18 protein-coding genes and 1 pseudogene are annotated in these 21,916 nt (G+C 61.6%); 5 read left to right on the top strand and 14 right to left on the bottom strand.

Annotated elements, in window-relative coordinates; genetic code table 11:
• Nucleotides 1-26: 26 nt before the first annotated feature.
• The 3 genes from ACFX4T_RS12060 to ACFX4T_RS12050 all read right to left on the bottom strand — a co-directional run bounded on the left by ACFX4T_RS12060 (nt 27) and on the right by ACFX4T_RS12050 (nt 5,643).
• Nucleotides 27-1,880, bottom strand: a complete 1,854-nt coding sequence (locus ACFX4T_RS12060; protein ID WP_377652089.1) for a PKD domain-containing protein — start codon at nt 1,878-1,880, stop codon at nt 27-29.
• A gap of 153 nt (nt 1,881-2,033) precedes the next feature.
• Nucleotides 2,034-3,179, bottom strand: coding sequence for a family 43 glycosylhydrolase (locus ACFX4T_RS12055; protein WP_377652088.1), 1,146 nt, complete (start codon nt 3,177-3,179; stop codon nt 2,034-2,036).
• A 52-nt stretch (nt 3,180-3,231) separates the two neighbouring features.
• Nucleotides 3,232-5,643, bottom strand: coding sequence for a glycoside hydrolase family 3 N-terminal domain-containing protein (locus tag ACFX4T_RS12050; RefSeq protein ID WP_377652087.1), 2,412 nt, complete (start codon nt 5,641-5,643; stop codon nt 3,232-3,234).
• Between the two features lie 401 nt (nt 5,644-6,044).
• Here ACFX4T_RS12050 and ACFX4T_RS12045 point away from each other — a divergent pair, with 401 nt between their 5' ends.
• Nucleotides 6,045-7,739: a DUF5605 domain-containing protein gene (locus ACFX4T_RS12045; protein WP_377652086.1), complete on the top strand. Its 1,695-nt coding sequence runs from the start codon at nt 6,045-6,047 to the stop codon at nt 7,737-7,739.
• 97 nt (nt 7,740-7,836) lie between these two features.
• The gene (locus tag ACFX4T_RS12040; RefSeq protein WP_216923499.1) at nt 7,837-7,989 is read left to right on the top strand and encodes a hypothetical protein; all 153 of its coding nucleotides are present in this window, start codon (nt 7,837-7,839) and stop codon (nt 7,987-7,989) included.
• Between the two features lie 131 nt (nt 7,990-8,120).
• Here the strand turns inward: ACFX4T_RS12040 and ACFX4T_RS12035 are convergent, their stop codons facing one another.
• From ACFX4T_RS12035 to ACFX4T_RS12010, 6 genes are all read right to left on the bottom strand, one after another.
• Entirely contained in the window at nt 8,121-8,981 is an 861-nt protein-coding gene (locus tag ACFX4T_RS12035) for a phosphogluconate dehydrogenase C-terminal domain-containing protein (protein WP_377652085.1), read from the bottom strand.
• A gap of 1 nt (nt 8,982) precedes the next feature.
• Nucleotides 8,983-9,792 carry a sugar phosphate isomerase/epimerase family protein gene (locus tag ACFX4T_RS12030; protein WP_377652084.1) on the bottom strand — a complete coding sequence of 270 codons (810 nt, stop codon included), beginning with the start codon at nt 9,790-9,792 and terminating at the stop codon, nt 8,983-8,985.
• A complete protein-coding gene (locus tag ACFX4T_RS12025) occupies nt 9,789-10,601 on the bottom strand; it encodes a triose-phosphate isomerase family protein (protein WP_377652083.1) in 813 nt (270 codons plus the stop codon). Before ACFX4T_RS12025 ends, ACFX4T_RS12030 begins: the two co-directional genes overlap by 4 nt.
• Nucleotides 10,585-11,055 (bottom strand): ribose-5-phosphate isomerase, encoded by a 471-nt coding sequence (locus ACFX4T_RS12020; protein ID WP_216923515.1) that lies wholly within the window; start codon nt 11,053-11,055, stop codon nt 10,585-10,587. Before ACFX4T_RS12020 ends, ACFX4T_RS12025 begins: the two co-directional genes overlap by 17 nt.
• Nucleotides 11,052-12,821, bottom strand: coding sequence for a dihydroxyacetone kinase family protein (locus tag ACFX4T_RS12015; protein ID WP_377652082.1), 1,770 nt, complete (start codon nt 12,819-12,821; stop codon nt 11,052-11,054). The genes ACFX4T_RS12020 and ACFX4T_RS12015 overlap by 4 nt, the downstream gene beginning before the upstream one ends.
• Nucleotides 12,822-12,941: 120 nt before the next feature.
• Nucleotides 12,942-14,309, bottom strand: coding sequence for an MFS transporter (locus ACFX4T_RS12010; RefSeq protein ID WP_377652081.1), 1,368 nt, complete (start codon nt 14,307-14,309; stop codon nt 12,942-12,944).
• A 202-nt stretch (nt 14,310-14,511) separates the two neighbouring features.
• Between ACFX4T_RS12010 and ACFX4T_RS12005 the strand changes: the two genes are divergently transcribed.
• On the top strand, nt 14,512-15,255 hold the full coding sequence (locus tag ACFX4T_RS12005; RefSeq protein ID WP_377652080.1) for a FadR/GntR family transcriptional regulator: 744 nt from the start codon (nt 14,512-14,514) through the stop codon (nt 15,253-15,255).
• A gap of 37 nt (nt 15,256-15,292) precedes the next feature.
• Here ACFX4T_RS12005 and ACFX4T_RS12000 read toward each other — a convergent pair whose 3' ends face one another.
• A complete protein-coding gene (locus ACFX4T_RS12000; RefSeq protein WP_377652078.1) occupies nt 15,293-15,565 on the bottom strand; it encodes a hypothetical protein in 273 nt (90 codons plus the stop codon).
• Between the two features lie 257 nt (nt 15,566-15,822).
• Here ACFX4T_RS12000 and ACFX4T_RS11995 point away from each other — a divergent pair, with 257 nt between their 5' ends.
• Together ACFX4T_RS11995 and ACFX4T_RS11990 are read left to right on the top strand one after the other, a co-directional pair.
• On the top strand, nt 15,823-16,029 hold the full coding sequence (locus ACFX4T_RS11995; protein WP_223949093.1) for a ribbon-helix-helix protein, CopG family: 207 nt from the start codon (nt 15,823-15,825) through the stop codon (nt 16,027-16,029).
• Nucleotides 16,026-16,253 (top strand): annotated as a pseudogene (locus tag ACFX4T_RS11990) (type II toxin-antitoxin system death-on-curing family toxin); the annotation flags it as partial. The gene ACFX4T_RS11995 and the pseudogene ACFX4T_RS11990, both read left to right, overlap by 4 nt.
• Nucleotides 16,254-16,605: 352 nt before the next feature.
• Here ACFX4T_RS11990 and ACFX4T_RS11985 read toward each other — a convergent pair.
• The 4 genes from ACFX4T_RS11985 to ACFX4T_RS11970 all read right to left on the bottom strand — a co-directional run bounded on the left by ACFX4T_RS11985 (nt 16,606) and on the right by ACFX4T_RS11970 (nt 21,905).
• Nucleotides 16,606-16,755, bottom strand: coding sequence for a hypothetical protein (locus tag ACFX4T_RS11985; protein WP_377652171.1), 150 nt, complete (start codon nt 16,753-16,755; stop codon nt 16,606-16,608).
• 126 nt (nt 16,756-16,881) lie between these two features.
• Nucleotides 16,882-19,176: a catalase/peroxidase HPI gene (gene katG, locus ACFX4T_RS11980; protein WP_377652076.1), complete on the bottom strand. Its 2,295-nt coding sequence runs from the start codon at nt 19,174-19,176 to the stop codon at nt 16,882-16,884.
• A gap of 1,107 nt (nt 19,177-20,283) precedes the next feature.
• Nucleotides 20,284-20,856: a flavin reductase family protein gene (locus tag ACFX4T_RS11975; RefSeq protein ID WP_216923536.1), complete on the bottom strand. Its 573-nt coding sequence runs from the start codon at nt 20,854-20,856 to the stop codon at nt 20,284-20,286.
• A 2-nt stretch (nt 20,857-20,858) separates the two neighbouring features.
• On the bottom strand, nt 20,859-21,905 hold the full coding sequence (locus tag ACFX4T_RS11970) for a methionine synthase (RefSeq protein WP_223949095.1): 1,047 nt from the start codon (nt 21,903-21,905) through the stop codon (nt 20,859-20,861).
• Nucleotides 21,906-21,916: the final 11 nt, after the last annotated feature.

Here is a 21,916-nt window from a genome sequence, read left to right as displayed (position 1 = left end):
CTCCTTCGGGTCAGGACCTGGGTCTCTTAACCGCCCGGCGTCACGACGACCTGGACGCGGTCGAGGTTTTGGGCCAAGGCGAACGTGGCTGACGGGTCTCCGGTGCGCTCAGAAGAGACACGTAGCGCCACCAGGTAAGTGCCTGGCTTTGCGAATGTCGCGTCGGTCTGCAGCGTGACGACGTTCCCGATCTGGGTGAGTGGTGCATTGGTGTAAACGCCGTCGCCGTCCAGATCCCATTCGGCCTTCACAACCGCGCCGGCCCCTGGCGGAACCTGCGCCTTCGCGTTGAGTTTGATCGACTGGCCGGCCTTGATCGTGGTGGACTCATTTCCTTGGACCGTCAGGTCTACAGTGGGCTGAATTCCACGCCGGGCAGCTGCATTATCAGGCACAGAAACCTGGGCATCGTTGATCTTGTAGTCCGTGGATGCTGGTGGCTGCACCCCGTTTTCGGACCAAGCCGCTAGATCGCGGAGGGCTTGTTCTGCCATGCCGTACCAATTGACCAAATGCTTGGCCCGTTCCCCGGAGACAGGCGCGTTCTGGTGGTCAGCGTGATCGTTGTAGTAGATCCGATAGCTATCAGACGCGGCGTTGCCCAGGCTGGCCTCAACGCGCTTCCTGTACCAGTCTGCGTGCAGAGGCAGGGCGTCGGTGTCGTAGAGATTGTCCACCACGATGACTTTTCCATTGATGGAGCCGTCGAAGGCTGTGTTGCCCGAGACAAAGCCGTAGAAGCCTGGATCCTTCACGGGCCTCTGCGGATACAGAGGGGTGCCGTCAGCTTTGAGGAATTGCTGCAGTCCGACCCAGCCTTCGCTAGCGGGAGGTGTTTGGTAGCGGTAATAGAAGCGGTTTGCGATGTTCCAACGGTTGTCGACTGTGTCGCCCATCTTCGCCAGTTCAGCCCGGACCCGGACTCCCAACGGGGAGGTCTCAGTGCCCAGGTACCCCGGGGCGTTCCAGAAGTCGTTGGCGTAGCTCGGGTCGAATGACAAAGGAGCGCTGGAGTCCAGGCCATTGGGATACTGATCGGAGCGTCCGAGGAGGTAGTCGGGGAACTCCCAGCCCTTCCATGGGATCCCGAGTGCGTGGACTTCTTTCAGCATGGCCTGCTCGGCGGCATCAAGGCTGGCATAGGGGTTTCCGCTGCCACCTGGGAGAAGTGCGTTGCGGATCTGCTCGGACTTGTCGCCAAGAATCAGTTCAGCGGCTGACCGGCCCAGGAAGTTGTAGCTGGTGGGTTGGGGGACACCTTGGACCATCGGTACAAATCCCTGCCACACACCGGTGCTGTTCTCCGTCGCTCCGATGGTCTGGTAGGAGCCGCCACTGGGGCCGTAAAGATATCCCGAAATCTTCCGGTCGCTTCCGTAGTATTTCGCAGCCAGTGTTTCGGCGAACTTCGCGGCCGCGGCTGTGTGCCGGTAGCCCAGAGCCAGAGACTTGTTGCCCGCCTGAACTGCGTAACCGCCGCTGGAAAGTGCGAAGCCTACGGCACGGTCATCGGCTTGGGAGGTGTCCTCCTCGGGGGTGAATGCCGTTGGGTACGTGTACTGGAAGAAGCGCCCCTCCCATTTGCCAAGATCCTGTTTGGCGTGGAAGTAGACGTTGAATTGGATGTTGGTGCCCTCGAAATGCGCGCGAATCCTGTGGTGGGCGACAGGAGCTGTTTCATCTGTTTCGCTGTCGATGACGGGTTTGGTGTAGAGAGGGTCGATGCAGTCTGCGGTGATCTGCATGGCGCCGGCAACGGTGGCGCAGTCGGGTGCGGCTGCCTTTGCCGGGACTGCGCTTCCAAGGCCGGTTCCGAGCAGCAGCGTTGCTGCCAAGAGGCCGATCCTTCCGTGACGAGCAAGAACGGGATTGATAATCATGGTCCTCCTTCATTGGGGGTCCCCAGGGTGCACGCGGACTGTCATTGTCTGCAGCGGATAGTGGGGGAAACGCACGCGATGGAACGTTTCAGAGGAGATTACCCCGACATCCTAAGGCGGTCAACCGGTTGACAACAACGAAGGTTTTGCTTCTTAAGCAGAGGCTGGCATCCCCGCCCCTTCACCATGGGGCAAGCGAAAGTACCGGCAACCATCTTGCGGTTGCCGGGTACCTTCGGCTATCTCAGGTGCCCCTGTTATTTGTTGATTTTGGGGACTCCAGGCGTCCTGCCACTCGATGACCGGCCGGTGGTCTTGGAACTGGATTTCGAGCCATACATGACGGGCGGACGATGTGTCAGGAGCGCCGGCCTGAACGATCTCGTTAATCTCCGGATCGGGTGTTCCACCGGTGAACTGGGCTTCCGTGGCATCCCATGCCCGCTGGATCATGTCGTCAGGCATATCGGGAAGCCATCTGTCGGCAAGTGCGATGTGACGTCCATTTTCGAGCGTGAAGACCGAAGATATTTGGGAATGGAAGGAGGTGCCGGTTGCGTCGTTTCGGTGAGGATCCCCCAGAACGGTCCAGGGTCCGTGGTAGTCGTCGGCGACTGCGATTTCGGAACGATTGGGGAAATACCAGCTGGTTCCTGAGGTGATGAGGTAATGGCGGCCGTCATGGCGAAAATAGGCCGGCGCTTCACGGACGAAGGGAGGGTGGGGGTGCGGGAAATGGGAGCTGAAGGTCCCCGTAACGTCGGTGAGGTCGTCGGTCAGGTCCGCGCAGATGAGTTCGGAGTGGACCCGTTCAAAGAAGTAATAGCCGCGCCCGGTTTCAGGATCCACCACCAGGTCGAAGTCGCCGGCACTCATTCCTAAAGGTTCGAAGCCTGGTCGCACAAGGTTGTAGGGTCCCTGGAAGTGCTCAGCCTGGTACACCCAGGAGCGTTGCTTGCCGTCAGTGTGCATCACTTTCATCCAGCAGACGAAGTTTCCCGTCCTGGGGTGCCGCACGATGTGCGGCCGGTCCATCATGGCTTCCGGATGCAGTGGAGAGTCAGGTACGTCCGGCTCTGCCGGAATGATGGTCCCAACGTCGTGCCAGGTTGTTAGGTCGGAGGAGCGGTACCCCCGAACTCCGCTGTGCCATCGACCGGTCGTTGGCGTGGACTTGGATTTATCTTCGCCATACCAGTAGTACTGTCCGTCCACGGCGATGATGGAGCCTCCATGGATATGTATTCGGTTGCCTTTGGCGTCGAACATGATTTCGCCCGGGCGGATGGTCGCGGTCATAGGAGTCAGGCCTTGTCTGTGAGGGGTAGTTGACGGTGTTTGCATGCTTGCGCTAGCTGGCGTAGAAGGAACGGTTCCTGCCGTCGATTAGTGCATTCGAATCTATGCATATCGAGCTCTTTAATCGGATGTCTGCAGAAGAAGCGCCTACGAGGATGTCCACATCACCCGCTTCGACCTTCCACTGCATCTGAGCGTCGAGGAAGGCCAGCTGAGACGTCTCAACGTGAAAAACTACGTGAGTTTGCTGTCCCGGTTCCAGCGTCACCCGGCGGAAGCCGATGAGTTCCACTACAGGGCGGGAGACGGAAGCGAATCTGTCACTCGCGTACAACTGAACGACTTCGGTCCCGGCTCGCTCACCCGTGTTGGTGATGGCAAAGGAAACATCGAACCCGTCATCGGCCATGACCCGCTCCTTCGGCATCGAGAGTTCCGTGTAGTCGAAGGTCGTGTAGGACAATCCGTGTCCAAAGACGTACCGGGGCGTGTGCGGCGAGTCGACGTAGTCGGGAAATCCTATGCTTTCGCCTTGGTGCCAGGAGGAGCCATGGGGATGGTTGTAGTAAACCGGGACTTGGCCGGCGTTCCGCGCAATGCTGACTGGAAGTCGGCCACTGGGAGATTGTTCGCCAAGCAAGACATCAACGATGGCCTCCGCACCGCCTTCTGCGGGGCTCCATGCTTCCAAAAGCGCAGCCAGGTATTTGTCCGCTGCGTCGCTCGACACCGGGCGGCCGTCCAAGTGAATCCCGACCATCGGCTTGCCCAGCTGCGACAGCTTTACAATGAGCTGTTCCTGGCAGGGCGGAAGGTTGATATTCGTAGCGTCGATTCCTTCGCCCATCGAAGCGATGGATGCCGTGCCGTGCTTGCCTCCGAGCGTTAAGAGTATGACGTCGGCTTCTGAAGCCAGGGCAAGGGCTTCCTCATGCCCGGATTCATCAGCCCCGGCAATGGGATACCCGTAAGCCCACATCACATCTGTTTCGGGCATTCGCTCAACGAGCTCGTCGAGGACGCTGCGGATTCCCGGCTTTTGCTGCTGCAGCAGTTCCTCGAATGCTGGGCCGTCAGAAGCTTCGATCGTTGTACCCGGAACAGTATCGGTAATAGTCCTCAGGGCGTCGCCGCTGGTGGTCAGTCCTGCCATAGAAGCGTTGACGGCCAGCTTTCCTTCCGCCATCGAATAGTGGGTGTAACCGCCGAAGAAGAACCTTGCCGTGGTGGCATGGCAACCTATAACAGCCAGCCGTCTAACGTCCCGCCGCAGGGGAAGGGCGCCGTCATTCGTGAGCAACACCAGTGACTCACGTGCTGACTGGAGGGAGACGGCTGTATCGGAGGACACGCTGAATGCGGTGTCCCGTTCGGCGGGATCGGGGGCAAACGGATGCTCGAAGAGTCCCATGCGGAATTTGGCTTGGAGTACCTGATGGACGGCCCGGTCCAGCAGCGCAATGTCAGCGCGTCCCTCGGCAAACCACGCTCTAAGTTCCGGCCCGAAGCCTTGGGGTACGTGGAGCTCAACGTCCAGGCCAGCGCGCAGGGCGGCCAGCCCTGCCTCCGCCGGGGACTTTGCGACACGCTGTACGGAGAGAAGGTTCCCAACGGCGCCGTAGTCGGACACGACCAGTCCGTCGAAACCCATTTGCTCCCTCAACACCGTCTTAAGGAGCCGGACGGACGCTGTGACTGGTTCCCCGCCCACCGAGTTGTACGACGGCATCACGCCCCGCAATCCCGCTTCTGAAATAGCGGCCTGGAAAGGCTTGGCGTAGATCTCCATGAGTGTGCGGTCCGGTATATTGCAGTGCGCGCCGTGGATCCCGCCCTCGGTGTGATGCGAACCAACAAAGTGCTTTGCTACCGCCTCAGTACGCCGGCCAGCATGGTCTTGGCTCTGTATCCCTTGCGTGTAAGCGACGCCAAGTGCGGAGGCAAGGGCGGGATCTTCACCGTAGGTTTCGCCCTGCCGTCCCATTCGCGGGTCGCGGGAAATGTCCAGAACGGGCGCCAGAGTGTGGGTGATGCCCACCGCACGTTCCTGTTTGCCTACGATCTCTCCGATCCTGCGTTCCACATCAACGTTCCAGCCCGCCGCCCGTGCCAGACCGGAGGGAAAGCTCGTTGCGCCGGGCAGGTAGGCACCGCACAGGCCCTCCATATGGAAAATCGCAGGGATACCGTGCCGCGAATGCTTCATCGCCTCGGACTGTATCTGCCGCTGGAACGCGGTCACGTCGTTCAGTGAAAGTGCTGAACGGGCCTCAAGGCACGACACTTCACCAATACCAAAGGGAAATCGCCCGGCAACGTCGTCGGTGTTGGTGATGTCAGTCGGGAAGTAGCAGGAAACTTGAGCCAGCTTCTCGTCGAGGCTTAATTGCTGAAGTAGAAGGTCAGCACGCTGCGCGGGAGAAAGGGCGCTCTCCAGCCAGGGTTTCGCGATATGTGCACTCATGGAAGTCCTCAATCCACAGTCGTTCAACCGGTTGAGGGAAACTCGGGAGCCCAACCGGACGGTGGGGTTTCCCCGCCGCGCCGGACGACAGAGCGCCGGACTTCTACGTGAAACGCTGCGCTTGCGTGCAACGTTATACGCAAGGATATAGATTCATTCATCAGAACGCAATGGAAATGTGGGCTGCGGGCACTGACGCTATGGGAGAACGGGGGCTTGGGGATTCCTGCGACCGTGATGGCTGTAGTGTGACCGCCGTCGTTGCTTCCTTCAGGCTGAGAAGCTACGCTTTAGTGCAACGTTGCACGGCTTGAACGTCGTCACATACCTAGGAGACACAAATTAGCGCTCTTGATTACTCCCAAGGCTTCGGCCCTGACGTTTCCTACAATCAGGTCCTCATGCACCCCGTCGGTCGCACCATTCTGGAGCGCTGGAATGCACTTCCTCGTGACGAGGCCGAGCGATATGAACTCGCATCAGTTCCTGTGGAGTTGGCACTAAGGACTGCGCCCGCGCTAATTAACGATCCGGACGGGCAAGTCGCTGCCCTCTCTGAACTGGCGCAAGCAACACCGACAGACCCCTCGATGTACCGGCGGCCTGACGAGCATCCCTTAGCAGTTCCCGTGCACATCCCCGGGGTCCGTACCGCTGGCACGTTCCCGACTCGGGTTGAAACATTCGGTCGATTCGAACTGGAAGTAGAGGGGCCCCGCGACGACGTTCAACCATATTTGGAAGTTGTCTTCTCGGCTGTGATTACAGGCCCCTCCGGCCAGTCAAGCGTCGAAGGCTTCCATGACGGCAATGGCATCTACCGGCTCCGTTACATGCCCCTCGAGCCGGGAACATACAGCTTTGTTACCTTGAGCAATGCAGAGAGTCTCCGCGGCCACGAAGGGGAATTCTCCGTGACCGCCCCAGCCGCGGGCAGCCGCGGCCCAGTTAGAGCGGATGGCCGCCACTTCCGCTACGAGGATGGAACGGTATACCGCCCGGTGGGGACGACTGCCTATGCTTGGCTCCATCAAAGCCGGGAGCGGCGCGACCGCACCATGGCAACCATCCGCAACTCTGGCTTCAACAAGTTGCGTATGTGCCTCTTCCCCAAGTGGTTCGCATACAACGAAGCTGAACCAGAACGTTCCCCGTTCGAAAGAAGAAGCGACAGTACCTTCGATTTCGCCCGACCAGACATCACATTTTGGAGAGAAGTTGAGGCCCGTGTAGAAGAACTTGCCTCCCTCGGTATTGAGGCCGACCTGGTGCTATTCCACCCCTATGACCGGTGGGATTTTGAAAACATGGGGTCGGCCAACGACGACCGTTACGTGCGTTACGCAGTTGCCCGCTTGGCCTCATACGCCAACATCTGGTGGTCCCTCGCGAACGAACACGATGTGATGGTGTTCAAAACCGCCTCGGACTGGGAGCGCTTGGGCCAATTGGTTCAGACACATGATCCAGCTCAGCACCTGCGGTCGATCCACCACTGCTTGGAATTCTACGATCACGGCCGGGAATGGATCACCCACGCAAGCATTCAGAGTGCCGAGGTTGAACGCACGGCTGAATGGCACGAGCGGTGGGGGAAACCGGTGGTCATTGATGAGTGCGGGTATGAAGGCGACCTGCAATACACCTGGGGCGACATTACGGCCGAGGAGCTCACTCGCCGTCACTGGGCCGCTGCCATCAGAGGAGGCTACGCCGGGCATGGCGAAACATACGCCCATCCTGAGAATGAATTGTGGTGGTCCGCCGGAGGCGACCTCCGCGGCAAAAGTCCTGCCCGGATTTTCTTCCTAAAAGACATTATGGATGCTGGGCCTGACGCTGGTTGGGAACCGGCTGCTGGAGCCTGGGACTACCCAACCGCGGGCGTAGATAACACCGTGTTCATTTCGTACCTCGGCCTCACCCAAGCCAGACATCACCTTTTTCTGCTCGATCCGACACGCTCATACACTGTGGACGTCATCGACACCTGGGGCATGACATCGACGACCGTGGCCCAAGGGGCAAGGGGCCGCATTGACGTGCCTTTGCCCGGTAAACCCTACATAGCCGTCCGTTTCGTCGCTGAGCCGTGAGCAAGAACGCGTGATCGGAGTCTGGCTCTCAATGGCGGGGGCAACATGCTCTCACTCATCCAGTTTTAGAACGAGGATGCCGGCGTAGGATGCCCATATGGGACTCATCATTGCGCTCTTGGTCATTTGGCTCATTCTGTCCATCATCGGATTTGTCGTCAAAGGGCTGGTATGGCTAGCCATCATCGGGCTTATCTTGTTTGTTGCCACAGGCGTATGGGGATGGGTGAAGCGACGGGGACGGGCATAGCTCCTGCGTACATCGAAGCGACGGCGTTGCACGAAAGCAAGACTGGATCCCGGAAGAATCAGCGCGAGCTGTAAGGACTTTAAACCAAGGAGGTGCGGTGGTGTAGAAGCCACCGCACCTCCTACAAGAACTTAGTGCTTGACGGTGTCCAGCTTGAGCATTTTGGCGATGACGCCGTCCAGTTCGGAGTCGTCGAAGATCTTCTTCCAGTCTTCCTTGATGATGGTGTCCTTGCCGTACTGGATGGCGATTTCGCAGGCCTCGGAGAACGGGTTGGATCCGCGCAGGGCGTTGGTCAGTGCGATTTGTACGTGGCCGAACAGCATGGCCTTGGCAGCTTCCTCGGGGACGCCGGCGGTGTGCACGGTCTCGTGGAGTGCTTCTTTGAGCAGCGTGCCGATCATGCAGGCCACGGTCTCCACCAGGGTGGGTTCCAGGATGGCGAGTTGCTTGACGGTGACCCAGTGGACGTCGATAACCGGTGCGTAGATGGTGCGGATAACTGCTTCGGCTGTGTCGCGGGTGGCCGCGGGGGCGTCCTCATCGATCGCGGAAACAACGTTCTGCGGTGCGCCCTGTCCGCCAAAGGTATCGGCCCATTCTTCCTTAGTGGTGCGCTCCAGGAACACCGACGGGTGGCACGGGTGCGCAACGGCCTGGACCACGTCGTCACGCTTGGCCAGCAGGCCGGCGTAGGCAGCGGCCGGGTCAAGCGTGAGGAGGATCGCGCCGGACTTCATCTGCGGGACTACGCCCTCGGAGACGATGCCCAGGACGGTGTCCGGGACGGCGAGGATGACCACGTCGGCGGTCTTGACGGCGTCGTCAGTGCCGGTGATTTCGCGGCCTTCGGCGCGGACACGTTCCTGGCCTGCGGGGGAGTTCTCGCTGTAGAAGACGTTGTGGCTGGACTTCTGGAGGTTCGCGGAAACGCGCATCCCCATCTTGCCACCTGCTCCGACAACGGCGACCGTCAATTGTTCTGCTGACATTTCATTTGCTCCTTAGGAAATCGAGGCTTTGTTGGGTCCACTGGTTTTCGAGGCGGATCGTTTCCGCTTCGGAGTCCTGCCACGGCAGCCAGTGTTCGACGATCTGGTTGATGTTTCTTTCTTTGGGCCGGATCTTCCTGACCATGTAGTCGTAGTCCAGAAGACCCTCGCCCAGGGGTGCGCCCGAGTACGTGAACCCGACCCATCCCTGCTTCCGACTGAACGCAAAGTCTTTGATGTGCATGTTCAGGACGTAAGGCTCGACGGCGTCAATCACCTCGCGGGGCATCTCAAGCGCCGCGACGGTATTGGCGGGGTCGCTGCAAATGCCGATGTACGGGCTGTTGACGATTCTGATGACATCGAGAATCCGTTCGGTGGGGACCTGTTCGTAAGTCTCTATCGCGATCCGCACCCCGGCTGCCTCGAACCCGGGAAGGACTTCGGCGAAGATCCCTGCCGCTTCGTCAGTGTCCGGCGAGTGGCCGGGCACATTGAACATGGTCCGGAGCAGGTCTGAGCCCAGGATGCCTGCGATGTGCAGGAACTTCCGCAGGTGCTCCGGGCGGATCCCCTTGGTCCCGAGTTCCAGGGTGATCCCCAGCTCGTCCGCCGTTGCCCGGATGGCGGCGAGGTCGTCGTCGTTCATGTCTTCCAGCGGTGCGTAATCGCAGATCTGGAAGAGGTCCACGCCCAGATCTGCGGATTTCCGCAGCGTGTCATGGATGGTCAGGGGTTCGCTGACCTGGTCTGAGAGCTGCCAGAAGAACGCGTAGCTGCTTAAACCTATGCGACCGGTACCGTTGCTCATGCCGCCACCGCCTCGCTTGTGGCCAGGCGGGCCGCAGTTTCGTCCAGGATGGTCTTCAGCGCTTGTGGATCGTGGGCAAACCGGCCCAGGAACAAGCCCGCGACGGCGGGGTCCAGTTCGGTGATCAGGCCGGGTCCGGCGCTTCCGCCGTAGATGACCTGGCTGTCCGACTGGCCGGGCAAAGAGCGGAGGTGCTCGTCCAAGCCACGAACCACGGCGCTGATGTGTCCGGGTGTGGCTGGTTCCGGTGCGCCGATGGCCCATTGTGGCTCGTAGGCCACGATGGTTCGGCGGGTCGGACCCAGGCTTGCGGCCCTGTTGAGTGAGGCGTCGATGTCCGCGGTGCACTGTGCAATGGCTTCCTCGGGGGACCCCGCATTCAGTTCGCCAACACAGAGCACAGGGGTCAGGCCGTTGCGGTAGGCTGCGGCGGTTTTGGGGCCGATGATCCGATCGTCTTCGCCGAATAGCCGGCGACGTTCGGCATGGCCTACCTCAACGTAGCGGCCGCCGAGTTCTGCTACGGTCTTGCCGCCGACTTCGCCGGTATAGGCGCCTTCGTCTTCCCAGAAGATGTCCTGCGCGCCGGTACCTACGCCGGCCGCGCCCAGAAGCCGGGTTGCCTCCGGGAGGACCGGGAGGATCGGCAGGACGAACAGCTCGATGTCACCGCTGACCACGGCCGGGTGCTTAAAGCCGATCGTGGCGACGTCGCGGCAGTAGTCGATGGAGCGCTGATAGCCGAAGTACATCTTCAGGCTCACGCCGATTACTGCTTTGCGGTGCGATGACTTAGCAGGAAGTGACACCTTCGTAGTCCTTAATCAGCGTGACCTTTTCGGCCGAGGCGGAAGCTTCGTCAAAGGTGTAGGTGAGCCATTCCTTGGCCAGTCGGCGCGCGAGCTCCAGGCCCACAACGCGCTGGCCGAAGGTAAGGACCTGGGCGTTGTTGGAAAGGACTGAACGTTCCACGGAGAAGGAATCGTGGGCGGTGACAGCACGGATGCCCGGGACCTTATTGGCGGCGATGGCCACGCCTAGGCCCGTGCCGCAGACAAGGAGCGCGCGGTCGGCATTTCCGGCCGCGATCAGTTCAGCGGCAGCGATCGCCACGGACGGATAGGGAGTGTGGCTTGTAGCGTCCACTCCGACGTCGGTGACGGACTCCACCAGTTCGTTCGCCTCAAGGTCGGCTTTCAGGGCTTCCTTGTACTCGAATCCGGCGTCGTCCGATCCGATGACCAGGCGCAGTTTGGCGCTCATGCGTTCTCCTTAACAGTGTTCTTCTCGACGTCGTTTTCGACGTTGTTTTCGACGAGGGTGTTGTGGATGGCCCGGACAATCAGGGCCATCGAAACGGCTCCGGCGTCGGGTGTTCCCAGGCTCTTTTCAGCGTGTGGTCTGGCTCGACCCATCAGGGGGAGCAGGTTTGCCGTGGCCTCTGCGGATTGTTCGGCGGTTGCTGTGGCGGCGCCCCAAGCTTGATGCAGGGAGCTCCCGCCGTTCACGGCAGCGGTGAGCGCGTCACTGAACGGCGCCAACACATCCACCAGGGTCTTGTCGCCCACTTTGGCTTTGCCGAAGTCCATGATGGAGCGCTTCGCTTCGGCGACGCCCGCGGCCACTGTTTCTGCACTCGGACGGTCAACGTCCCCGATCGAACGCCCGACTGCGCGCAGGGCCATGCCCCACAGCGCGCCTGAGGTGCCGCCAGCCTTGTCGGCCCAGGCGTCCGCGGCCAGGTTCAAGACCGTTCCGGCGCCGGCCCCGCGTTCGACGGCGTCTGCCGCGGCAACGACAGCGGCGTGGAGTCCGCGTTCCATGCCGATGCCGTGGTCGCCGTCGCCGGCGATCGCGTCGATGCGGCCCAGTTCAGCGACGTTGGCGTCCACCACGGACTTGGCAGCTTCGAGTGCGGCGAGAACGGCGGGGGCGCTTTGGCGGGATTCGTCCGAGGCATCCGGGATCACGGACTGCACCTCCGCGGCCTGGGTGAGCTTTTCGGCGTCGAGCGCTTGGGCACTCACTGCACCACGCCGGAAGGCCGGGGCGTCAGCGGGAGCGAGCCAGAGTTCCTCCAGCTCGGCATCCAGCCAGAAGAGGGTCAGGGAGGTTCCGGCCATGTCGAAACTCGTAACGAGTTCGCCCACCTGCGGGTCGACTGCTTCGATGCCTGCTTCGGCGAGTAGTTGGGCTACGCGACGGTAGACCACGAAGAGTTCCTCGTATTTAACGCTGCCGAGTCCATTGAGGATCGGCACCACGCGTGCGCCCTGCACGATGAGGCCGTCGGGGACCTCGCTGAGGAGGTCCTTGACCAGCAGCTCGGCGAGCTGGTCCGCCGTCGGGATGTCCGCTTCGCCGATGCCTGGTTCGCCATGGATACCCATGCCCACCGCCATGCGTCCTGCCGGGACGGTGAAGAGCGGCTGCGGTGCCCCCGGCAGCGTGCACCCCGTGAAAGCGACGCCGAAGGAGCGTGTGCGCTCGTTGGCGCGCCGGACGGTCTCCATGACGCCGTCCATGTCGTAGCCAGCCTCGGCGGCGGCCGCGGCCACTTTGAAAACGGTGAGGTCGCCGGCGATGCCCCGGCGCTTGTGCCGTTCTGCCAGGGGCGCGGAAGAGATGTCATCGATGACGGCGATGCTGCGGCAGTCGATGCCTTCGGCGCGGAGCTTGTCCTGTGCCTGGGTGAAGTGGAGGACATCGCCGGCGTAGTTGCCGTATCCCAGGAGCACGCCGCCGCCGTTGTCCGCGGCCTTGGCCACGTTGTAGACCTGCTGGGCAGAGGGGGAAGCGAAAAGGTTTCCCAATGCGGCGCCGTGGGCCAGGCCTTGGCCAACCAGACCTGCGAACGCGGGGTAGTGGCCCGATCCGCCGCCGATGACCAACGCGACCGTGCCGGGAGTGCTGCGGGTGTTGCGGGCGACACCGCCGGAGACGCGCCGTACCCAACGGCCGTGCGAGGCGACGAATCCTTCGATCATCTCGTCAGCGAAAGCTGCGGGTTCATTGAACAAACGGGTCATGCGGGGGCTCCTGGAGCTATGGATGGAAAGTCGGTGCCTTCCGGCGGGTTTGTGTACAGCAGATGCCCTGACCAGACGTCGCCAGAGGGCAACTGCCGTACACAAACTCCAAGGGGATGGTTAGGGTTCTGCGTGGTGTCCAGCGCCCTGGGGATCCAGGGCCTCGGCGGGGATGCCTTCAGAAGCCTTGCGCTGACGGCTGAGGGTGACCATAAGGATCGAGGAGAGCAACATGAAGCCTCCGACGACGAACATGGGAACCGTGTAGCCCCCTGTCAGGTCCTTGAGCCAGCCCGTGATGTAGCCGGCGCTGAAGCCTGCAAGGTTGCCCACTGTGTTGATGAGTGCGATGCCTGCCGCAGCTGCTGCACCGGTGAGGAACTGTGTTGGCACTGTCCAGAAGTTGGGTAGCGCCGCGAAGATGGACATGGCGGTGATGGTGATGACGGCGATGGTTGCTGCCGGGGATCCAGCGAACAGCGCCAGCGGGATGCTGATGCCGCCAATGAGCGCTGGGAGTGCGATGTGCCAGGTCCGCACGCCGCGCTTGGTGGCGTCCTTGGACCAGAAGTACAGCGCGAAAGCAGCCGGCAGATATGGGATGGCCGTGATCAGGCCCTTTTGGAAGACATCGAACTTGGTGCCGTAGAGGCCTTCGAAGCCGGCGATGATCGTCGGCAGGAAGAAGCCCAGCGCGTAGAGGCCGTAGATGAAGCCAAAGTAGATCAGGGAGAGCATCCAGACCCGGCCGTTGCCGAACACGGTGCGCACGCTGACGTGCTTGTTGCTGGCTGCGGTTTCCTTCTTTTCCTTTTCAAGGGCGCCGGTCAGCCAGGTCTTTTCCTCGGACGTCAGCCACTTGGCCTTGGTGGGGGAGTCGGCCAGGTAGAACCAGGCGGCGATGCCGATGACAATCGCGGGGATGGCAACGCCGAAGAACATGAACCGCCAGCCCTCAAGGCCGAAGAACACGCCGTGCTGCTGGATCAGGGCGCCTGCAAGCGGGGCGCCAATGACGGTGGTGAGGGGCTGTGCCAAGTAGAAGAGGGCAAGGATCTTGCTGCGGTGCTTCGAGGGAACCCAGAGGCTCAGGAAGAGGATGGCGCCGGGGAAGAATCCGGCTTCTGCCACGCCCAGGATGAAGCGCAGGATGTAAAGCTGCTCCACATTTCCCACCCAGGTGAAGAGGAGGGAAACGATGCCCCAGCTGACCATGATGCGGGCAAGCCAGCGGCGGGCGCCGAACTTGTGCAGGGCCAGGTTGCTGGGGACTTCAAGAAGGATGTAGCCGATAAAGAAGACTCCGGAGGCGAAGCCGAATTGGGCCGCCGAGAGGGCCAGATCGTTGTTCATGCCGTTGGGGCCGGCGAACGAGATGGCTGTGCGGTCCAGGTAGTTGATGAAGAACATCAGGGCGACGAACGGCACCAGCCGGATAGCTACCTTCTTGATTGCGGATTTTTCGACCACCGATTGTGTGGTGTCCACATTGACTCCTAGATGTTGGTATCCCTGCGGCTCCTGCATTGGATCCGCTGGGCTGATTCGTGTCCTTGCCGGGTACGGGTCGGCGTTGGGGAAGCTTGTGATTTAAACCATAGGGCGGGATCGTAAATTGGTCAACCGGTTGACATATTTCTCTTCGCATCCGTAACCGAAGGATTGGTCATCCGGTTGCTACGCTGTGAAGGTGTCAGCGAACTCCGCCGCAGCAGCGGCCCATATGACGGCGGCTCTTGCCCCCATGGAGCAAGGCTCCGTTGTTTCTGAGGTAGCGGAGCGGCTGCTCGCCTACTTCACGAGCGGCGATATCGCGCCGGGTACGCGCCTACCCGCTGAGCGCCAACTCGCGACTTCCCTTGGCGTCGGCCGTTCAGCTGTGCGCGAGGCACTGGCCGCACTGGAGATACTCGGCATCGTCGTTGTACGACCCGGTTCGGGAACGTACCTGCGCGACGGCGTCTCCGAACTGTTGCCTCGAACGCTCAGCTGGGGACTCATGCTTGGCGAGCCCAGGACCCGCGAGCTGGTCGAACTGCGGAGCGGGCTGGAGGTTCAGGCTGTGGAACTAGCGGCGCTCCGAGTCACGGAAGAGGCATTGGGACGTATGCGAGCCAACCTCGACGCCATGGAAAAGAACCTGGACAACCTCACAGCTTTCGTTGAGGCCGACGCGTTGTTCCACCGCGAGATCGCCAAGGCCTCCGGGAACACGGTCCTCGAAGAGCTCCTGCAGAGCATCCGCTCGCTATTGCGGATCTGGGTTGACCGGGCACTGACGGATGAAGGCCATGCAGAAGCCGCGCTCAAGGAACACGCGGCCATCCTTAAGGCACTTGAAACACGTGACCCTGCGGCTGTCTCAAAGACGATGCGCGCCCACATGGAAACCGCATCTCGACGCCTGCTCGCGGGCTTCGACGCCGCCCAGTAAGACAGTGGCCGGCCTCTATGGCTTCCCACCGCTCTGATTACGGCATATCCAGGCGGGCTTTGTGGCCGGTGTCTCTGTTGGTGTTCCAGCCGGCGATAATGCCGGCTCCGAGCACGTGGTCGCTGAGTCTTGCGAAGCGGTAGTCGGGGTCGGTGTCGAGGGCGAGTTGGAGGCGGTCGATGCGGAGGGTGGCGCCGACCTTGTCATTGTCGAGGGTGACGCAGACGAGGCTTTCTTGTGGCCAGAACCGGAGGGTCTGCCCGATGAAGCTAAGCAGGTCCGCGGGGTCCTTGATGGTGAGAGCATTCATGGCCCTGGCTCCTCGTGCGTTCTTGACCGTTGTTGACGGGGCCCGTTCTGCTGGGCCTCCAGACATCCATGGACGCTTGACCTGCCCTCACCATGACCGGATTGCGCCGATTTTGGGGATCGAGCGTGCGAGACGATTGTTGTGCCAGCGTCGCGGACGCAGCGTAACCATTGAGCTGCGCCATTGTCGGTTTACATCCCTCGGCGTGGGGAAGTTAGTCCGGAGCGCAAGGGGTACCGTTTTGGTACCGTGGGTTCATGGCTATGAATCTGAGCGTCCCTGATGAGCTCGATCGTCGGCTGGAGAAGCTGGCCGCTGAAGAACACACGTCCAAGTCCGCGCTTCTCTTGCAGGGGGCCGAGTTGGTTTTGCAGCGCCATGCTCGTAGGCGCGAGATTACTGAGGGTCTGGATTTTGTCATGAGCCATGATGCTGAGTTGCTCACTCGCCTTGAGGACGCGTGACCGCCTACCTGGAAATTGAAGACGCGCTTCAAGTTGTAGATCGCTATGGCTTCCAGATCCGCGACGTCGGCTTGTTGGCGTCGGCATTGACCAGGCCGGCGACAACCGTAAGGGGCGCGGAAGCTTATCCGGAACTAGCGGTGAAGGCGGCTGCTTTGCTTGAGTCGGTCGCGCGGTTCCATCCACTGCTTGATGGGAACAAACGGACTGCGTGGACGATTATGGTGCTCCTGCTATGGATCAACGGCTACCGTCATAACTTCACAACTGACGAGGGCTTCAGACTAGTGGTGGGTGTCGCCGCCGGGTGCGGCCTGTTTAGTTTGGGTGGGGGTATGCCCACGGATCCGTTTAGATGGCGGCGTCGTTCAACCCAGAGGTCTGAATCCGATGGCTGCGGCTATCGATCGATGCGACTATGTACAAAGCCTTCTTCGAAGACATCAACCAAGGTGCCGACGGCGGCTTCTAGGTGGAGCTTGTCCGGGCGCAGGGGTCTGCCCAGCGGATGGGATCCTCCGGTGTGCGTGGCCTACTCACCGTCTTCTGGACGGACGAGTCGGATCCGCTTGGCGATCAGGTTACCGGGGCTGGATTCCGATGCCTTCGCTGCGCTGTGGTGCATTCGCTGTCGCCGCGGCGGCGCATCTCCACGAACGGTTCGAACAGGTCGTTTGGGGTGCAGTCCAGAATATCGCAGAGCGACGCGAAGGTCCTGGCCGGGATGCGCTCCGGCGCGGCAGTACCAGTCGGTAGACCAGGTCAGCTTCCCCGCTGAACACTAGATTTCGAAAAGTGTCAGGGTCGGCTGCAGTTGCAACCGGCCCTGACACCACTGTTCAGTTGATCTTGTTACTTGAGGTCGAAGCGGTCCAGCTCCATGACCTTGGCCCACGCGGCCACGAAGTCGTTGACGAACTTCTCTCTGGCGTCTTCGCTGGCGTAGACCTCGGAAAGGGCGCGCAGCTGGGAGTTGGACCCGAATGCCAGGTCCACCGGGGTGGCCGTCCACTTCAGCTCGCCGGTGGCGACGTCGGTGATCTCATAGACGTTCTCCTCCGACTCCGACGCCCTCCACTTGGTGCCCGGCAAGAGCAGGTTGACGAAGAAGTCGTTGCTCAGGACCTGTGGCTTGTCTGTCAGCATGCCGTGGCTGGAACCGCCCACGTTGGTGCCCAGCGCGCGCATGCCGCCTACCAGCGCCGTCATCTCCGGTGCGGTGAGGTCCAGCATGTAGGCCTTGTCCAGCAGGAGGCTCTCGGGCGGGAGCTTCGAGCCGGGCCGCAGGTAGTTGCGGAACCCGTCAGCTTTGGGCTGCAGGTACTGGAAAGATTCGACGTCGGTCTGCTCCTGGGCGGCATCCGTGCGTCCCGGCCGGAATGGCACCGTGATGGGGAATCCGGCGTCGGCAGCGGCCTTTTCCACCGCGGCGGCACCGCCGAGGACGATCAGGTCTGCAAGGGAGACCTTCTTGCCGCCAGCCTGCGCAGAGTTGAACTCCTCCTGCACACGTTCGAGCACCGGAAGAACGGTTGCCAGCTGCTCCGGTTCGGAGGCTTCCCAGCTGCGCTGCGGCTCCAAGCGGATCCTTGCACCGTTGGCGCCGCCGCGCCGGTCCGTTTTGCGGTAGGTGGCTGCCGAGGCCCAGGCCGTACCCGCGAGCTGGGGGATGGTCAGCCCGGAGCCCAACAGCTGGGCCTTCAGCGAAGCGATATCGTGCTCGTCGATCAGTTCATGGTCGACGGCGGGAACGGGATCCTGCCACAGCTGGGCTTCCGGAACCCACGGCCCCAGCATGTGGGGGCCAACGGGTCCCATGTCGCGGTGCAGCAGCTTGTACCAGGCCTTGGCGAACGCCAGGGCGAACTCGTCCGGGTTCTTGAGGAAGCGGCGACCGATTTCCTCGTAGACGGGGTCGAAGCGCAGTGACAGGTCCGTCGTCAGCATTGTGGGTCGGTTCTTTTTCTCCGGGTCGTGCGCGTCCGGGATGATCTTCGGAGCATCCTTGGCAACCCACTGGTGAGCACCGCCAGGGCTCTTGACCAGTTCCCACTCGTACTCGAACAGGATCTCCAGGAAGCGGTTGCTCCACTGAGTCGGCATGTCCGTCCAGGTCACCTCGAGGCCCGAGGTGATGGTGTCCGCGCCCTTGCCACTGCCGTAGGTGCTGAGCCAGCCCAGGCCCTGCGCCTCCAGGTTGGCGGCCTCCGGTTCGGGGCCCACATGCGCATCGGCGGGGCCGGCGCCATGGGTCTTGCCGAACGTGTGGCCGCCGGCGATCAGCGCGAAGGTCTCCTCGTCGTTCATCGCCATGCGCTTGAACGTCTCCCGGATGAAGGCGGCAGCAGCTACCGGGTCCGGGTTGCCCATGGGGCCTTCGGGGTTGACGTAGATCAGGCCCATTTCAGTGGAACCGACGTCCTCGGACATCTGGCCTTCACCAACGTAACGCTCATCACCGAGCCAGGCGTCTTCGGGGCCCCAGAAGATCTGCTCGGGCTCCCACACGTCCTCGCGGCCAAAGGCAAAGCCGAAGGTCTCGAAGCCCATCGATTCCAAGGCGACGTTGCCGGCCAGGACCAGCAGGTCGGCCCAGGAGAGCTTCTGGCCGTACTTCTGCTTGACCGGCCACAGCAGTCGCCGAGCCTTGTCCAGGTTGGCGTTGTCCGGCCAGCTGTTGAGCGGCGCGAACCGCTGGCTGCCGTCTCCCGCTCCACCGCGGCCGTCATGGACGCGGTAGGTGCCGGCCGCGTGCCAGCTCAGGCGGATCATCAGGCCACCGTAGTGGCCGAAGTCCGCCGGCCACCAATCCTGCGAGGTAGTCAGGACCTCGGTGATGTCACGCTTCAGAGCCTCGAGGTCGAGCTTCTGGAATTCCTCCCGGTAGCTGAACGACGGGTCCAGCGGATTGCTTGACTTGCCGTGCGTGTGCAGCACGGAAAGGTCCAGCTGGTTGGGCCACCAGTCCTGGTTGGTCCGCGGCCGGTGGCCTTTGGGCCGGGGGGAATCGATTGCCGGGTTTTCACTTTCGCTGCCCTGGTCCGTGGCACTGCCATGGGCCACCGGGCATCCGCCCTCCACCTTCGGGTTCAAGCCCTGCGCGCTCCCGGGAGTGGGGACTGGGGGATGCTCTTGGGGATCGGTCATTTTTTCTTCCTTTCATCTGGCCGAGGCCGCCGTCGGCTCGGGCCGGTTCAAAGTTTCCTATTGCACCGTAAACGTGCGTCGGGGAAGAGCCCATCGGGAGGGACCGTCCGGTGCCTGCCGCACCGAGAAGTCTTGTGTGACAACGACCCCCGCGTGCTGTTCCGCAATGATCATCAAGTCTCGCCTTAGGCAACAGCGTGGGGCTAGGGTTGGTTTGTTGTCAAACATATTCTTTGCTCGCTACGGGTCTCTCGTCGAAGCTTCTTCACGTTTCCGTCACATACATGACACTGTTGCATACCAACGTTGCAGTGTCTTCTGGGCGCACCCTGGGAACTCAGGGAGCTTGGCGAGGTGTTTCATCGTTCTGCGGGGCGGAGTGTGGCCGGATTCTGGGTTGTTCGACGGATTCGTGGGAGTCATGCCCCGGAGGCTGCGCCCTCATCGAATCAGGAGGGTCCCAGCGGGCTGAAAGCGTGAGATTGAGCCGGACGATCTGCAGATGTGGCGGCACCTATTTATTGGCGCCGGCCCGAGTGTGCGGAGAACGGTTGTCCGTTCCTCCGTGGGAGATCGAGCAAAAAAGTGGTGTGGACAATGTGAACATTTTCCACCTTGGACTGGCTCGTACACCATCGTATTGGCCCGGATTCCTCATGTTCCTGCCACTTCCCAGTGTTCACGCGGGCCGGAATCCCGTTCGAGTCCACCTCGGGCACGGCATAGCCCCTCGTCAGAGGGGTTTTTGCTTTTTACGTGTGTACAAAGCTTGACATTTGTCTCTGATTTGGAGGCCCGGTTGGTGCCTGGCCGCCGGGTGCGGCCAGTTCAGTTTGGGTGGGAGAGCGGGTTCCGGATTTCTTGCTCACACAGCTTCATTGGAGCGTGGAGACATGATGGAACTCATCGATCGCCAGTACCGTCAAAACGCTTTCGGTGGGTGCTTCTTGAGGGCAAACCGAGGCGTCGCATGCGTGCACACCAGGGTTGCATCCGGGCCATTCAGGAAGTCGATGGACGTCCGATGTTAACGAGGACGACGGCGGGAGTCACCTCCCGCCGTCGTGAGCCGTTCGGCTTGCCGCCTCGCATTGTTGGCGCGGGCGCTCAGCCTTCAAGCTTGGAATGCTCGCCCAGACGGTGCCATGAACGGTTGTGGTAGACCAGAGCGTCACCGGGTTCGCCCGCGTGGACGTCACGCATCACGCGAGACTCCAGGGCGTGAACGGCGATGATTGTGGAGGTCCCTACCTCCATACGATTGATGACGGCGCAGCGCACCCAGGCGCGGACATCGTTATACACGGCTTCGCCGGTTGCAAGGGCCGACCATCGGTGCGTCTGGTCAAAGCGGTCGACGCCGGGGGTCGCGCCAAACTTCGCCAAGTCGACGTCGTGTGCGTCCAGCAGGTGCACGACGACGGTTTCGGCGCGCGAGAGCACCACGGACGCGGAGGACAGTGCCGAGACCGAGAAAATCAGCAACGGAGGTTCCGCACTCACTGACACGACCGACGATACCGTCAGTGCCACCGGTCCTTCGCCGGCATCAGCCGTGATAACGGCGACACCTCCCGGGTGGCCACGGAACAGTGCTTTGAATTCGTCGGCCGAGAGGGAGGACGGGAAGCTTTGCTTCGGAGCCTCGAGCCAGGTGTCTGCGGGGTAGGCGTGAAACATCGTTAGGACACCCTGGGGGCGGAGCGGGCGAGTTCCTCGCGAATGATGTTCGTCCCTGCGCTGAGAGCACTCAGCTTGGCCAGTGCGACGTCCCGGGGGAACGGTGCCATGCCGCAGTTGGAGCTGGCGATGAGCTTGTCCGCATCGACGAACTGCAGGGCCTTGCGGAGGGTGTTGGCGACGTCCTCCGGGGTCTCGATGGTCTCGCTTGCGACGTCGATTGCCCCGAGCATGACTTTCTTGCCGCGGAGGAGCTCGATGAGGTCCATGGGCACGTGGGAGTTCTGGGATTCCAGCGAGATGATGTCGATGCTGGAGCTCTGAAGCAGCGGGAACGTTTCCTCGTACTGCCGCCACTGTGAGCCGAGCGTCGCCTTCCAGTCATTATTCGCCTTGATCCCGTAGCCGTAGCAGATATGCACGGCGGTCTCCGCGCGCAGTCCTTCGGCCGCTCTCTCAAGCGCGGCCACGCCCCAGTCCTTGACCTCATCGAGGAAGACATTGAACGCGGGCTCGTCGAACTGGATGATGTCCACCCCGGCTGCCTCTAGTTCTTTCGCCTCCTGGTTCAGGATCGCGGCGAACTCCCAGGCCAGCTTCTCGCGGCTCTTGTAGTGGTCATCGTAGAGTGTGTCCACCATCGTCATTGGACCGGGAAGAGTCCATTTGATCGGCCGGTCGGTGGTCGCGCGGAGGAACTTTGCGTCTTCGACGAAAACCGGCCGCTCGCGGCGCACCGGTCCGACGACGGTCGGCACGCTCGCGTCGTAGCGATCGCGGATGCGCACGGTCTTGCGCTGTTCAAAGTCGACCCCGCTGAGATGCTCAATGAAGGTCGTGACGAAGTGCTGGCGGGTTTGCTCGCCGTCGCTGACGATGTCGATGCCGCGTCGGCTCTGCTCGTGGATTGCGATGCGCAGCGCATCCTGCTTGCCCTCGAGCAGCGCATCTCCCTCCAGCTTCCACGGGGACCAAAGAGTCTCCGGCTGTGCGAGCCACGATGGTTTCGGCAGGCTTCCGACAACGGTGGTGGGCAAAAGTGTGTTCATGATTGACGATT

The sequence above is a fragment of the Paenarthrobacter sp. YIM B13468 genome, assembly GCF_042788025.1.
GTDB lineage: Bacteria > Actinomycetota > Actinomycetes > Actinomycetales > Micrococcaceae > Arthrobacter > Arthrobacter aromaticivorans.
This window is presented reverse-complemented; position numbering and strand designations above follow the sequence as displayed.